Annotated in this window: 12 protein-coding genes; 9 read left to right on the plus strand and 3 right to left on the minus strand. The window is 38.9% G+C overall.

Annotation, left to right across the window (positions count from 1 at the left end; translation table 11 throughout):
* Positions 1–435: 435 nt before the first annotated feature.
* Positions 436–1,638, minus strand: a complete 1,203-nt coding sequence (locus GZ63_RS0108795; RefSeq protein ID WP_038221104.1) for an MFS transporter — start codon at positions 1,636–1,638, stop codon at positions 436–438.
* Between the two features lie 256 nt (positions 1,639–1,894).
* Between GZ63_RS0108795 and GZ63_RS0108800 the strand changes: the two genes are divergently transcribed.
* From GZ63_RS0108800 to GZ63_RS18695, 9 genes are all read left to right on the plus strand, one after another.
* Positions 1,895–2,809 (plus strand): DUF1002 domain-containing protein, encoded by a 915-nt coding sequence (locus GZ63_RS0108800; RefSeq protein ID WP_029268694.1) that lies wholly within the window; start codon positions 1,895–1,897, stop codon positions 2,807–2,809.
* 27 nt (positions 2,810–2,836) lie between these two features.
* Positions 2,837–4,417, plus strand: coding sequence for an MFS transporter (locus GZ63_RS0108805; RefSeq protein WP_051681438.1), 1,581 nt, complete (start codon positions 2,837–2,839; stop codon positions 4,415–4,417).
* A 364-nt stretch (positions 4,418–4,781) separates the two neighbouring features.
* The gene (locus GZ63_RS0108810; protein ID WP_084179141.1) at positions 4,782–5,750 is read left to right on the plus strand and encodes an ABC transporter ATP-binding protein; all 969 of its coding nucleotides are present in this window, start codon (positions 4,782–4,784) and stop codon (positions 5,748–5,750) included.
* Entirely contained in the window at positions 5,747–6,754 is a 1,008-nt protein-coding gene (locus GZ63_RS0108815) for an ABC transporter ATP-binding protein (RefSeq protein ID WP_051681439.1), read from the plus strand. The genes GZ63_RS0108810 and GZ63_RS0108815 overlap by 4 nt, the downstream gene beginning before the upstream one ends.
* Positions 6,755–6,785: 31 nt before the next feature.
* Positions 6,786–8,510, plus strand: coding sequence for an oligopeptide ABC transporter substrate-binding protein (gene opp4A / locus GZ63_RS0108820; RefSeq protein WP_029268699.1), 1,725 nt, complete (start codon positions 6,786–6,788; stop codon positions 8,508–8,510).
* A gap of 39 nt (positions 8,511–8,549) precedes the next feature.
* Positions 8,550–9,512, plus strand: coding sequence for an oligopeptide ABC transporter permease (gene opp4B / locus GZ63_RS0108825; protein WP_029268701.1), 963 nt, complete (start codon positions 8,550–8,552; stop codon positions 9,510–9,512).
* Positions 9,513–9,524: 12 nt separating this feature from the next.
* Positions 9,525–10,442 carry an oligopeptide ABC transporter permease gene (opp4C, locus tag GZ63_RS0108830; RefSeq protein ID WP_029268703.1) on the plus strand — a complete coding sequence of 306 codons (918 nt, stop codon included), beginning with the start codon at positions 9,525–9,527 and terminating at the stop codon, positions 10,440–10,442.
* 312 nt (positions 10,443–10,754) lie between these two features.
* Positions 10,755–11,552 (plus strand): LysM peptidoglycan-binding and 3D domain-containing protein, encoded by a 798-nt coding sequence (locus tag GZ63_RS0108835; RefSeq protein ID WP_029268706.1) that lies wholly within the window; start codon positions 10,755–10,757, stop codon positions 11,550–11,552.
* A 242-nt stretch (positions 11,553–11,794) separates the two neighbouring features.
* Positions 11,795–12,745, plus strand: coding sequence for a LysM peptidoglycan-binding domain-containing protein (locus GZ63_RS18695; RefSeq protein ID WP_029268708.1), 951 nt, complete (start codon positions 11,795–11,797; stop codon positions 12,743–12,745).
* An 84-nt stretch (positions 12,746–12,829) separates the two neighbouring features.
* On the opposite strand, the gene GZ63_RS18600 is transcribed toward GZ63_RS18695, so the two are convergent.
* Together GZ63_RS18600 and GZ63_RS0108850 are read right to left on the minus strand one after the other, a co-directional pair.
* Entirely contained in the window at positions 12,830–12,958 is a 129-nt protein-coding gene (locus tag GZ63_RS18600) for a hypothetical protein (RefSeq protein ID WP_264175928.1), read from the minus strand.
* Between the two features lie 520 nt (positions 12,959–13,478).
* A partial coding sequence (locus GZ63_RS0108850) for an ABC-F family ATP-binding cassette domain-containing protein (protein ID WP_029268710.1) occupies positions 13,479–14,521 on the minus strand: 1,043 nt, incomplete at its 5' end.

Here is a 14,521-nt window from a genome sequence, read left to right on the forward strand (position 1 = left end):
TTCCACGACATAGGCAATATCATCTTCTTGTCATTTAATTTCTAAATCCAGCGGCAAAACAATTTGATTCATGGAAACATAAGGGACACCCCTGAAAAATTGTGTGTAGTGACTTTAATTTTATCAGAAGGTGTCCTTTTTGTTTACTAAAACAAGCATATTAAAGCCGTTTTCATATCTAGTTGACTCGAACGAAAGGCGGCTGACTCCAGCGGGAATAGCACGAGTCTGAAGACCCCACGTGAAATGGTTTTCTTCCGAGGAGGCTGAGGCTGTGCCCGCGGAAAGCAGCCACCTGCAGTGCAAGTCAACGGGATTACTAAATAACTATAAATCGAACGGAAAAGTAAAATATAGAAGTTCGGGGGGGCCATCTAGAGACGGGACTCCCGAAATTTTTTTACATTTACTGGAGTTTTGTCCCAGTCTCGTCTATTAGTTTCGGTGTGACGGCAGTGGTTGTGTATGTTTTTCTACATGTTCATATTTATACCATACGCTCAGCATGATCAGGCCACCTGCAAGAAGCAGACCGCTTGTTACAAAGAATACCGTAGAAATTCCGAAATATCCTGCCAGCATACCGCCTAAAGCGGGACCAATCATATTTCCGAGGAAGCGGAGACTAGTGTTGTAGCCAAGAACCTCTCCTTGCATGGAAAGTGGTGCAACTTGTCGTATATAAGCTATTCTTAGCGGGATAATGCCCCCAATCGACACACCTAATAAAAACCGGATGATGATGAGTTGCCAAATGCTTGTAACAAATGCTCCCGGAAAATAGACAATCCCTGCCATAAATAGCAGCGGTATTAAAACTTTCATATATCCAACCCGGTCGCCAAGTCTTCCCCAGCGCTTTGTCATCAGTAAATTTCCCAGACCTGCAGCAGAAAAGGCCATCCCGGAAAAGAGTGCTATACTTGCAGTTCCATGAATTTCTGCAACGTATAAAGAGAGGATCGGCTGTATGCTGAAATGCGCAATTTGTACGAGTGCAGATAAAAGCATAACAACGAGAAGTACTGGTTTTTGTAAAATATGCATGATAACTTCTTTACTGCTGTATGATTTTTGATCTGTTTCATCGGAAACATTTAGCTTTATTTCTTTGACTCCAACTAATACAATGATAGCGGATAAAAATACCGTAACGGATGTCCATTTGAACGTAGCAGCATAACCAACTACGTCAGCTATCGATCCGCCAATCAGCGGCCCCATTAATGTTCCTGTGATGCTTCCAGTTTGCAGTGTTCCAAGTACACTCCCTGCGATCTTTTTTGGGGTTTGTGTCGCAATGAAAGCTTGGGACATTGGGATAAAACCGGTAAATATCCCCATAAAGAAACGCAATAAAAAAAGTCCCCATACGGAAGTAGCATATCCCATCAATAATACAGATAAGCCAAGCCCGGTAGCAGACATAATCAGAATCTTTTTTCTGCCGTATTTATCACCAATGCGTCCCCATATCGGTGAAAAAATAAAAGCAGTAATAAATGTTACACCGAATGTCCAGCCCGACCATGTTTGCACATACGAACTGGAAAAATCGCCGAGTGTTTCAATATAAAGGGAAAGAAATGGCAAAAGAGTTGTCATACTTCCAGCAACAAAAAAGTTAGCAAACCACATGATTGCTAAATTTTTTTTGATACGTATATTTTGATCACAGATTGTGAAGCCCTTCTTTCTTTTATTAGCTATCTTCACTATATAATGGTTCCATAAAAAATAAAAGTTATCTGCTTATGTCAAGTTACTGCTTCTAAGGGGGTGCGAGATGAGCGATGACAATCAAATGTGTTCATTGCGAATAAAAAACGTTATAATAAGTTGAAGGCAAAAAGTATATGCAAGTAAAAGTAAACACTAAAAGGAGTAAAAGAATATGAAAAAAGATTTAAAATTAACTGCCATATTTTTGCTGATTATTGGTTTGGTAACTGGACTAACACAGCCTGCTCATGCAGCGGATTCAGATAGCATTAATGAAAAACTGGGTGTACCTGTAGTTGTTTATGGAGATACTTTATCAGAGGAACAAAAACAGGAAGTACGTGATTTACTAAATGTCACTGACCCAAGTGCAGTAGAAGCGTATACCGTAACAGGCGAGGATATTGCTAAATATATTGATGGAGACCCGCATTCAAGAATGTTTTCTTCAGCAAAAATAACAAGAAAAGAAAAGGGGACAGGTCTTCACATTGATATTGCAACACCAGATAATATTACAGAGGTAACTACGGAGATGTATGCCAATGCACTGCTTACTGCTGGTGTAGAAAATGCAGAGGTTGAAGTTGTTTCGCCAGTAAAGGTAAGTGGACATTCAGCGCTTACAGGGATTTATAAAGCGTATGATGTACAGGGTGAAGAGCTTGATAAGGAAAGAATGGAATTAGCCAATGAAGAGCTTGATGTAGCAACGGAATTGTCCAAAAAAGAAGGAATGAACCAAGAAAAAGTTAGTGAACTACTAACAGAGATTAAAAAGGAAATCGCAGAACAAAATCCGGCAACGAAAGAAGATGTGGAAAAAATTGTCCAAGAACAACTGGATAAATTAGAGATCTCTTTAAGTGACAAAGATCGTCAGTTACTCATTGATTTATTTGAAAAAATGCGTGATTTGAATATTAACTTTGATCAGGTAAAAAATCAGCTTGAGGATATTGCCTCTAAAGTAAAAGACAAACTTGAAAACTTGGATATCGATGAAGGTTTTTGGCAAAAAGTGGTGAACTTCTTTGCGGATCTTTTTCAAATAATCAGTGATTTTTTCAGAAGTCTTTTTAAATAATCGACCAGCCAACAAGGGCTCAGAAAAATGAGTCCTTGTTGCATTTACATAAACTACGCTTGGTCAGGTGGAGTTGATGAAGTGAGTACGAAACATAGAACATCTCAAAAATGGCCAGTAGCCCTTTTTACAATTGGGGTTTTTATGGCAGGCCTTGATAATGGAATAATTAGTACCGCACTTACGACAATTAACGACACGTTTGGTGTTTCTCCTGCCTGGGGAGCCTGGAGCATTACGCTTTACACACTTGGTATTGCAATAAGTGTTCCGATTATCGGGAAATTATCGGATCGTTTTGGCAGGAAGCGGTTATTTATTATTGAAATATTTTTATTTGGGATTGGTTCCTTGCTGGTTGCATTAAGTCCCAGTTTTATCTTTCTTCTTGCTGCGCGTTTTATCCAATCCATCGGTGGCGGTGGGATTTTTATTATTGGAAGTTCACATATTTTAGCAACCTTGCCTAAAGGTCAGCAAGGAAAGGCGCTGGGCATGTTGGGCGGAATGAACGGACTGGCGGCTGTCATCGGGCCTAATTTGGGAGCGATCATTTTAGGCATAACGGGTACGTGGCAGTGGATGTTTTTAATCAATATACCAATCGCCATTTTTTTGATCGTATTTGGCTTTTTTAAAATAGAAGAGACAACACAAAGTACTACAAAGCCGATGGATTTTGCAGGGACTGTTTTACTTGCGTTGGGAATCTTGGCATTCATGTATGGACTGACGAACCTCAATAGTCTTGCTTTATTTGAAAGTATGATGAAGCCTTCTGCAGGACCATTTTTATTGATCGGGATTGTATTTTTTATCATTTTTATTCTTCATGAACGCCGTGTAGAAGAACGTAACGGAGATCCAATTGTAGCTTATTCTTTACTTAAAAAACGGCTATTTCAAATCACATTAATTTTAGGCCTTTTATCAGGCGGGTTTTTAGCGGGCATTATTTTTATTCCTTCCTTTGTCCAGCAAGTTTTGCAAGTGCCGGTTGAGAAAGCCGGATACTGGTTAACCCCAATGGCACTTGCCTCCGGAATTGGCGCTGGATTAGGGGGCTACCTTACAGATAAAGCGGGGGCAATTAAAACAATCATCTATGCCGGATTCATCGGTGTCATTGGCTTTGTCCTTTTCCCGCTTTGGGTCGATAGCCTTGGGCCATTTCTTATCGCAAGCGTTCTGGCGGGGATTGGCTTAGGTATTTTACTTGGAGCGCCACTAAATGTTCTGGTTGGCGAGTGTGCCGGGAGCAATGAAGAAGGATCAGCACTTGGAGCATTATCGTTAATCCGTCAAATTGGTCTATCTCTTTTCCCAACGTTATATGCTGGCTTTGTTGCTGGAGCATTTACAAATATTTCTCCGGTAATGAAAGTGAAATATGGAGACTTAGGCCTGGATCATGTCAATGGGGAGGAAAATTACGGAGAGGTTATCGAACAGATCAATAAAATAACTGATCCCAAAACACGTTTGGAGGCGCTTGATACAGTCTCAAATATATTAAAAGCCGGCTTTAATCAGATGTATATAACAGCTGGTATCTTAGCCCTTTTTGTTATGATCCTAGGTGTTTATTTATCTTCACGAAAGCAATAACTTTCTCCAACTCCCCGTCCCGTATAGGAGTAATACAGTATAACCCATCATACTAATAGGATAGCTTAACTTTCTATTGGTATGATGGGTTTGAAAAGAGTTAAATAGATTATAACATTTTATGGACACTAAAGACGGAATATTTAAACTAAATTGAAATATTAGTAAAATAGTCTTGTAAAAATGTAGCGTATCCTTTATAATCGGGGAAAATAGACTGTTTTGTAAAACAGGGATGTAAGTTTGAGTGTCTCCTGAATTGTCGGAATATTAAATAAAGTGTCGGGAGGTAGATGTCCAATTGAAAGAAAGTCCCTATGATAAAAAGCTTCTCGAAATTAAAAACTTGCAAACAGGCTTTATAATGGATGGGAAATTACATAACGCCATAACAGATATCCATATGGACGTAAAACCAAAAGAGGTTGTTGGTGTTGTGGGAGAATCCGGGTGCGGAAAAAGTGTATTGTCCCTATCTATTATGCAGTTATTACCAATGGCAAACTCCAAAATAGCAGCCGGTGAAATTTTATTTAACGGAAAAGATCTGACAAAGCTACCCGATAAAGAAATGAGGCACATACGCGGCAAGGATATAGCCATGATTTTTCAAGAACCAATGACAGCGCTCAACCCGGTATTTACAATTGGCTTCCAATTAAAGGAGGCATTATTTAATCATATTGCTATATCAAAGAAAGATGCGAGAGAAAAGGCAATTCATCTGCTGAGGCAAGTAGGTATTTCTCGTCCTGACAAGGTGGTAAACGAATATCCTCATCAGTTATCAGGGGGAATGCGTCAGCGTGTGATGATTGCAATAGCGATTTCCCTTCACCCTAAACTTTTAATTGCAGATGAACCAACGACTGCACTTGATGTAACCGTACAGGCGCAAATATTAGAACTTTTAAATGAGATACAGAATGAAGAGGACATGGCAATTATGCTCATCACCCATGATTTAGGTGTCGTAGCAGAGATGGCAGATCGAGTCATTGTGATGTATGCCGGGCAAATTGTAGAGACATCCAATGTTATCAATCTGTTTCATTCCCCTAAACACCCATATACGGAAGCATTATTAAATAGTATCCCGAAAATAGATGAAGACATTAGTAAGTTACATACCATTCAGGGGATCGTGCCTTCACTGCAAAACATGCCCAAAACAGGATGCCGTTTTGCAGACCGATGTCCCAAGGCATTTGAAGACTGTTCAAAAATAACACCGAAACTTGCTGAAGTCGTTGATGGACATCACGCAAGATGCCTGCTTTATGAGCAGTGTTATCCAAACCCATCAAATAAGCAGGAAGGAGTGAATTTATGAGCAGACAAAGTAGTATAGCTTTAGAGGGTGGAAGTGATCGTGATGTGTTACTGGAAGTAAAGCAGTTGAAAAAATATTATCCTGTAACCTCAGGGTTTTTTAAGCGAAAAGTGGCGGACGTGAAAGCTGTAGATGATATTTCATTGCGTTTGAAAAAAGGGGAAATATTTGGACTGGTCGGGGAATCTGGATGCGGGAAAACGACTGCTGGAAGAACAATATTACGCCTTACGGACGCTACGGAAGGAAAAATTGTTTTTGACGGGGAGGATATTACAAGATTAAAAGGTGCTAAATTAAGAAAGGCCCGGAAAGACTTTCAAATGATTTTTCAAGATCCGTATGCATCATTAAATTCAAAAATGATGGTAGGCCATATCGTTGATGAACCAATTCGCAACTACATGTCAAAGTCACATAAAGAATTAAAAGGGGAGGTAAAAAAATTATTAAAAAGAGTAGGTTTGCGCTCGGAAGATTATTATAAGTATCCGCATGAATTCTCAGGAGGACAACGACAGCGTATCGGCATTGCAAGAGCACTTGCATTAAATCCCAAACTAATAATAGCAGATGAGCCAGTGAGTGCTTTGGATGTGTCGATTCAGTCGCAGGTCTTAAATTTGCTTAGGGACTTGCAGGATGAATTTAAATTGACCTATTTATTTATTGCACACGATTTAAGTGTAGTGAAACATATGAGTGATCGCATTGGGGTTATGTATCTTGGAAACATGGTGGAAGTTGGCGATAAGGAAGCAATTTATAGAGAGCCTTTACATCCTTATACGCAAGCGTTGACGTCAGCCATTCCTAATCCCAATCCATTAAGAAAGAAAGAACGTGTTATTTTAAAAGGGGACGTACCCAGTCCGCAACATCCACCAACCGGTTGTGTCTTTCATACAAGATGTCCAGTGGCGATGCCAAAATGCAAAGAAGTTGTACCTCAATTGAAGGAGGTGAAACCAAATCGTCATGCTGCTTGTCTCTTATATGAATAATATAGAATAAATTCTAAAGGGGGAAGATGGTTTGAAAAAAAGGTATTGGTTTTTGTTAGCGCTTTCATCTGTTTTGGTTATTGTATTTGCAGCCTGTTCTAATAGTACGTCGAATAATGAGGGAGAAGAAAATAAAAATGATGCAGATACAAAGGAAACAGCGGAGGGCGAAATAAAGGAGGACGGCACGCTTACTTATGCAGTCGACCAGGCCCCAGAGGGATTATTTATTGATGGATTTGCCGGCAGTGCCATTGACAGTGAAATCATGGACTTTATACATGAAGATTTAGTTACCGTAAATGCCGATATGGAGTATGAGCCAAATCTCGCTGAATGGGAGACAGAGGATAATAAGGAATTTATATTTACACTGAAGGAAGGTGTTAAATGGCACAATGGTGAGGAGTTAACAATGGAAGACTGGGAATTTGCTCTTGAGGTAATTGCTCATCCGGATTATGAAGGGCCACGCTTTAATTATGTCAAGGAGATTGATGGTGCAGAGGAATATCGCGAGGGAGAAGCAGACTCCATTTCCGGATTTGAAATAAAAGATCCATATACAGCAGTAGTGACATTTAAAGAAGCAAAAGTAAATAACTTGGGGAACTTATGGACGACACCAATGCCGAAAAAAGAACTTGAGGATATTCCTGTAGCGGACATGGAATCTGCGGAGGAAGTGCGTGAAAACCCTGTAGGAATGGGGCCGTTTAAAGTGAAAGAAGTTGTTCAGGGAGAGTATGTTCGTCTGGAGCGTTTTGACGATTATTGGCAAGGCAAGCCTAAATTGGCTGAGGTGTTAATTAAAGTAGTCGACCCTTCATTAACATTAGGGGCACTGCAAAACGGGGAAATAGATATTATGGAGGTTCGCCCTGATGATATCGCAGAACTTGAAGGATTAGATCATATTCGAGTTGAAGAACAAAAAGGTCTCGGGTATTCTTATGTCGCTTTTCGATTTGGACATTATGATCAAGATAAGGGGCAGGCAGTAGCCGACTTTGATAAGTATGCTAATAAAAAATTACGACAAGCTATGTTTTATGCGCTGGACCGGGAATCTTTGATTGACTCTTATCTAGCAGGTAAGGGAACGATTGTTAACACACCTATACCTTCTGTACATTGGATAGCCGCTGATGAATCCGAGTTAACGCAGTATGACTTTGATCCAGAAAAAGCTAAAAAACTGCTTGATGACGCAGGATATAAAGATACAAATGATGATGGATATAGAGAAGACCCAGACGGGGAAGAGTTTGTTGTTAAGTTTTCTCATTATGCTGGTCCGTCTGCTTTTGAGGGACGCGCGCAAGCTATTATGCAAAACTGGGAAGATGTCGGTCTAAAAACAGAACTTGCAACTGGACAGTTAATTGAATTTAATACGTATAATGAAATGAAGGAAAATGATGATAAAAACATTGAAGTGTTTTTTGGAGCTTGGGTGGTCGGGTCCGATCCAGATCCATCTGGATTATGGCACAGCACGGCTGAGTGGAATTATGGCAGATGGGTAAATGAAGAATCAGATAAATTGTTAGAAGAAGGATTGAGCAAAGCATCTTTTGATGAAGAATACCGTGCAAATGTATATGTAGAGTGGCAGAAGCTATTTAATGAAGAACTACCTGCACTTCCGCTTTGGGAAAATATTGACCTGTACGGGATGAACAACCATTTAGAAGGTGTAACCATTGATCCTAATGGTTTACGTAATTTCCATGAATGGTATGTAACAGAGTAATAAAATAGCTGCATTCTTTATCTATAAGGAGAAATGTCTATGTTAGCATACACGTTGCGCAGGCTGTTCTCTATGATTCCTTTGCTGATTCTTGTTTCTGTTGTTGTGTTTTCCCTGGCACATTTGATGCCAGGGGACCCCTTTTCAGGTGAAATCGACCCAAATAATACAAGTACAGATTACATTGAAGAAATGCGAGAAAAGCTGGGCTATAATGATCCGATCACTGTTCAGTATAAAAGGTGGGTCACGAATTTTGTCCAAGGAGACTTAGGGAAGTCAACGACGTATAAGAAGCCAGTATTAGATGTCATTGTAGAAAGGCTTCCAAATACGATATTTTTGGCATTAGCAGCACTCATAATTACATACATACTAGCATTCATACTAGGTATGTATTCTGGCCGCAAACCATATACGGTTGGTGATAACTTAATCGCTACGTTTAACTATACTGGAATAGCTATCCCCCAATATATTATAGCGATAGTAGCCATCTACTTTTTTGCATTCCAGTTAGGCTGGCTGCCATCGAACGGCTCCGTCACCCCAGGTCTTGAAGAAGGAACATTTGCGTATTGGAATGATAGAATGCTGCATGTTATTTTGCCGGCGATAACGCTTGGATTATTCTCGACAGCATCTTACACGCAATTTTTACGGAATGATATTATTCAAAATAGCGAAATGGATTACGTGCGTAGTGCTAGAGCAAGAGGTACGAGTGAATCGCATATTTATAATCAACATATTTTAAGAAATTCCATCATCCCTCTTGTAACGTTTTTTGGGTTTGATTTAGCTACATTAATTGGAGGAGCGATTATTACGGAAACAATTTTCACTTATCCGGGAATTGGAATGCTGTTCATTGATTCAGTGAATACGAGAGATTATCCCGTTGTTATGTCTTTAACATTATTGTTTTCATTGCTGACGTTAGTAGGTAACCTCGTTTCCGACCTATTATATGGGGTTGTAGATCCCAGGATTCGTTATTAAGGAGGGTTATTTGTGGAGCCAGCACTAAATACACCATCTTCAGACCGGGATGAAATGGAACGGAAGTTTGACTCTACATGGACGATAGCCCGAAAGAAATTTTTTAAACGGAAATTAGCAGTAATCAGTTTACTCTTTCTTCTGTTTATTATCACGCTGTCCTTTTTAGCTCCTTATATCACTAGTGAGGATATTAGTAGAATTGATATGGCAAATATTAATCAAGAGCCATCAAATGAGCATTGGTTTGGGACAGATAGAAATGGAAGAGACGTGTTTACGAGAACGCTTTACGGAGGAAGGGTCTCCTTGACAATCGGCTTAACGTCCATGCTTTTTGTAACTTTCATTGGATCGATTATTGGATCGATTGCTGGTTTTTTTGGTGGTTGGATTGATGATTTATTCATGCGTTTTACAGACTTTGTTTTAACGTTGCCCTTTTATGTTTTTGTTATAGTATTAAATGCAATAATGATTGGCTTTGGTAAAGTAACAGGGATGTGGAGTTTAATCATTGTTTTTAGTTTACTGGGCTGGGGAAGTGTAGCTCGGATTGTTCGTAGTAAAATATTAGCAGAAAAGGAAAATGAGTATGTTTTAGCTGCAACTTCCATCGGGTCGAAACCATCTAAAGTAATCATGAAACATTTAATCCCAAATGTAATGACAACGATTATCGTCCAGGCTACGCTGTTGCTTGCCACGTATATTGTAGCTGAAGCAGGACTAAGCTTTATTGGGGTTGGCGTCCCGCCGGAAATTCCGAGTTGGGGAAATATGCTTATGGAAGCAAGACAGACAGATGCACTGCAAAATAAACTATGGATATGGATTCCTCCAGCTGTTTGTATTACATTAACGATATTGTCCATTAACTTCTTTGGGGAAGGATTAAAGGATGCTTTTGACCCAAAGCGAAAAAAATAGATTAGATCATCGTGAAAAAGATAAAAAAGCATGGTTCTACTACCATGGTGGTAATGAACCATGCTTTTTTACTTATGAATGACATCACGGATAGACAATACACCTATTTTTTATTGGAGAAAAGAACCTTTAATAATACAAAAGTATTACAAAAGATTCACGTGACACATTTATATTACAAAAATATTTCAATTGTAATAGGGTTATAATAGTTTAATAGGAACTGTAATAAATATTAATCGATTTGTAAATCCACTCTCCTTTTTACTGTGATAATATAATCACTGTTAGAAATTTGAGGAGGAATTACAAATGAAGAAAATAGTAGCGACAATTGCTACAGGAATCATTATTGCAGGAGCTGCAGCAACAAGCGTATCAGCAGAGCAATATGAAGTTGAAAAAGGAGATAACCTTTGGGATATAGCAAATGAACATCATACGACAGTAGATGAATTAGTTAATATAAATGGTTTGAAAAATACGGTAATTCAGCCGAAACAAACATTAGTCATTGATGAAGAATCAGAAGACGTTTATGTAGTTGAAAAAGGCGATACATTATCAAGGATTGCAAAAGAATTTAATGTAACAGTTCCAAGTATCAAGAAATGGAACGATCTATCATCAGATAGAATTGTAGAGGGACAAGAACTACATTTAAAAGAGGCCAATGTATCAGAAGAAGTAACTCCAGCTGTTGAAACGGAAGTTAAATCAGAAGAAAATGTTACTGAAGAATCTGCAAATGATTCCAGTTCTGAAAAAGAATCTAATGAAAATAATAGTGAACAAGAAAGCTCAAGTGAGAGTCCTGAAGGAAAAACAATCAATGTTTCCGCGACAGCATACACAGCTAGCTGTGATGGCTGCTCAGGTGTAACAGCGACTGGTGTGGATTTAAATGCAAATCCAAGTGCAAAAGTGATCGCTGTTGATCCAAATGTTATCCCGCTAGGTTCAAAAGTACATGTTGAAGGCTATGGCTATGCCACTGCTGCAGATAAAGGAAGCGCAATTAAAGGAAATAAAATTGACGTATTTATCCCAAGCAAAGACAAGGCAAATGTCTGGGGCGTCAAAAATGTGAATGTAACGATTGTAGAATAGTTCGCTGAAACAATTAAAGAATCTAATAATCTAACAGAAGGAAGCATCTAAAAAGAGGGTGTTTCCTTTTTCGGTGATTATTTTTAATATAAATAAGAAGAAATATTACTAAAATCATATTTTGTAATATAAATTTGTTAATCTGGAAACTATTGCAATAAACTCTTAACGACCTTGTAACCGCACAACCCCTTTTCTTATGATAGTATAGGCATTGTCAGAAATTGAAGGAGGTACTATTTATGAAGAAAATAGTAGCGACAATTGCTACAGGCATCATCGTAGCCGGCGCAGCCGCAACAAGTGTTTCGGCAGAACAATATGAGGTAAAACAAGGAGATAACCTCTGGAGTATCGCAAACAATCACAATACTACTATAGACGAACTAATGGATAGGAACGGCTTACATAGCACCGTGATCCATCCGCAGCAAAGCCTGGTTGTCAGTGGCGAAGGAGATGCAGAAAAAGCTAACACTTACACCGTTAAGCAAGGAGATACATTATCAAGGATTGCAAAACAGTTTGGTGTAACAGTGCAAAATTTAAAAGCATGGAATAGCTTGCCGTCCGATTTAATTATAGTTGGGCAAGAGCTTGGAGTAAATGGTGCTCAGGCATCTCAACATCAAAATCAAACGAATCAAACTGCTGAAGTAGAAACGGAAGAGCCAGCAGTTACAGAGGAAACTCAAGCGGCTGAAGCATCTAATCAAGAGCAAGAGCCTTCCGAAGATCAAAATCAGGTGCACCAAGATGCTGAAGGCCAAAATGCTGAAAGTCAAACTACGGAAGAACCAATTGCTGAAGAAGTGAGCACATCTTCAAACGAAAATTCAAACGCTGAGCAAGCTTCTGCAGCTGAATCTGATGACCAAGCAGAATCAAATGAAAGCCCTGAGGGGAAAACAATTTCCGTTTCATCAACTGCATATACCGCAAGTTGTAATGGCTGTTCTGGTGTAACTGCAACTGGGAAAGATTTAAATGCAGACCCTAACGCTAAAGTAATAGCCGTTGATCCTAATGTTATCCCATTAGGTTCAAAAGTATACGTTGAAGGCTATGGTTACGCAACTGCTGCTGATACTGGCGGTGCGATTAACGGAAATAAGATTGACGTTCATGTTCCTAATAAAGGTAAAGCATATGACTGGGGTGTCAAGGACGTCAACGTAACAATTGTTGAATAGGCTGTTATGAAACGCCGGCGATATTAAAGTAAGGAAAGCATCTTTATAGAGGCTTTCCTTTTTTCTTATTTAAATATCATGCTGTTATTTGTCGATGCTGAAATAACTATTTTGGTCTACAACTTCAACCGAATGATCCGTTGTTTGACTATATCCGAAAAAACTAAATGCGAGGATCAAGACTAAGAATAATGCGACAAGTAATTTTTTCATTTTCTTTTCCCCCAATATTTTGTATCCTTTCTTAGTATAAAAGAAAATGAAAGAAATAACCATGGATTTTGGTGGCAAAAGTAAAGAAAAATCTTACAAAAATGTAAGGGGAAGTGTACAAAAAGAGACTGGAACAAAACCCCAGTAAATGTAAAAAAAGTTCGGGAGTCCCGTCTTTAGATGGAACTCCCGAACTTCTATATTTTACTTTTTCGTGCGATTTATATACTTATTTAGTAATCCCGTTGATTTGCACTGCAGGTGGCTGCTTTTCGCGGGCACAGCCTCAGCCTCCTCGGAAGAAAACCACTTCACGTGGGGTCTTCAGACTCGTGCTGTTCCCGCTGGAGTCAGCCTCCTTTCGTTCCAGTCAACTAGATATGAAAAGGGCTTTAATATGCTTGTTTTAGTAAACAAAAAGGACACCTTCAGATAAAAGAAAAATGGGTTCGATCATCAAAGACCGATGGTCGAATCCATTTTTTCTTATTCTTGGCTAGTTATGCCCCAACTACTTTGCTTAAACAGCATACATTTCTGTTAATTTTTGTTGTATAGCCTTATCATTTACATATTCATCGTAACTCATTTCCTTATCGAAAATGCCATTTGGTGTAATTTCAATGAGTCGATTTGCGATACTATTGATGAATTCATGGTCATGTGATGTAAACAGAATAGAACCTTGGAATTTAATTAAGCCATTGTTTAAAGATGTGATGGATTCTAAATCGAGATGACTTGTTGGCTCATCAAAAAGTAGTACGTTAGCATTGCTTAACATCATTTTTGACAGCATGCAGCGCACTTTCTCTCCACCTGATAAAACACTGGCTTTTTTCAATGCCTGTTCACCGGAAAACAACATTCTTCCTAAGAAACCGCGTAAAAATGTTTCTGTCTCATCTTCGGGAGAATATTGCCTTAGCCAATCGACTAATGGAAGGTCATTATTATCGAAATACGCACTGTTATCTTTAGGAAAATAAGATTGAGATGTCGTCACTCCCCAGTGGTAAGTTCCGGAATCTGCTTCCATTTCACCCATGAGGATTTTAAATAATGTTGTTTTAGCGATATCATTTTTTCCGATGAAAGCAATTTTGTCACCTTTATTCATGGTAAAGCTTATATTATCTAAAATCTTTTCGCCATCAATTGTCTTCGTTAATCCCTCTACGCGCAATAAGTCGTTACCGATTTCCCTACCAGGAGTAAAGGCGATATATGGATATTTGCGTGACGAAGGTTTTATGTCATCAAGTGTAATGCTGTCAAGCAGTTTTTTTCGCGAAGTCGCTTGCCTGGATTTGGAAGCATTTGCACTAAACCGGGCGATGAAATTTTTCAGGTCTTTTATTTTTTCTTCTTTTTTCTTGTTTTCATCTTGTGCCATTTTAGCAGCAAGCTGGCTGGATTCGTACCAGAAGTCATAGTTACCGACATAAATTTCAATTTTTCCGTAATCAACATCTGCTATGTGTGTACATACTTTATTTAAAAAGTGACGGTCGTGGGAGACGACAATAACCGTATTTTCAAAGTCAATTAGGAATTCTTCCA

Source organism: Virgibacillus alimentarius (assembly GCF_000709085.1).
GTDB classification, from domain to species: Bacteria; Bacillota; Bacilli; order Bacillales; family Amphibacillaceae; genus Virgibacillus_B; species Virgibacillus_B alimentarius.

Excerpts from the sequence above, each read along its gene's own strand:
- GZ63_RS0108795 (WP_038221104.1), bottom strand. The coding sequence starts at position 1,638 with ATGTGGTTTGCTAACTTTTTTGTTGCTGGAAGTATGACAACTCTTTTG.
- GZ63_RS0108800 (WP_029268694.1), top strand. The coding sequence starts at position 1,895 with ATGAAAAAAGATTTAAAATTAACTGCCATATTTTTGCTGATTATTGGT.
- GZ63_RS0108805 (WP_051681438.1), top strand. The coding sequence starts at position 2,837 with ATGAGTCCTTGTTGCATTTACATAAACTACGCTTGGTCAGGTGGAGTT.
- GZ63_RS0108810 (WP_084179141.1), top strand. The coding sequence starts at position 4,782 with ATGGATGGGAAATTACATAACGCCATAACAGATATCCATATGGACGTA.
- GZ63_RS0108815 (WP_051681439.1), top strand. The coding sequence starts at position 5,747 with ATGAGCAGACAAAGTAGTATAGCTTTAGAGGGTGGAAGTGATCGTGAT.
- opp4B (WP_029268701.1), top strand. The coding sequence starts at position 8,550 with ATGTTAGCATACACGTTGCGCAGGCTGTTCTCTATGATTCCTTTGCTG.
- GZ63_RS0108835 (WP_029268706.1), top strand. The coding sequence starts at position 10,755 with ATGAAGAAAATAGTAGCGACAATTGCTACAGGAATCATTATTGCAGGA.
- GZ63_RS18695 (WP_029268708.1), top strand. The coding sequence starts at position 11,795 with ATGAAGAAAATAGTAGCGACAATTGCTACAGGCATCATCGTAGCCGGC.
- GZ63_RS18600 (WP_264175928.1), bottom strand. The coding sequence starts at position 12,958 with ATGAAAAAATTACTTGTCGCATTATTCTTAGTCTTGATCCTCGCATTT.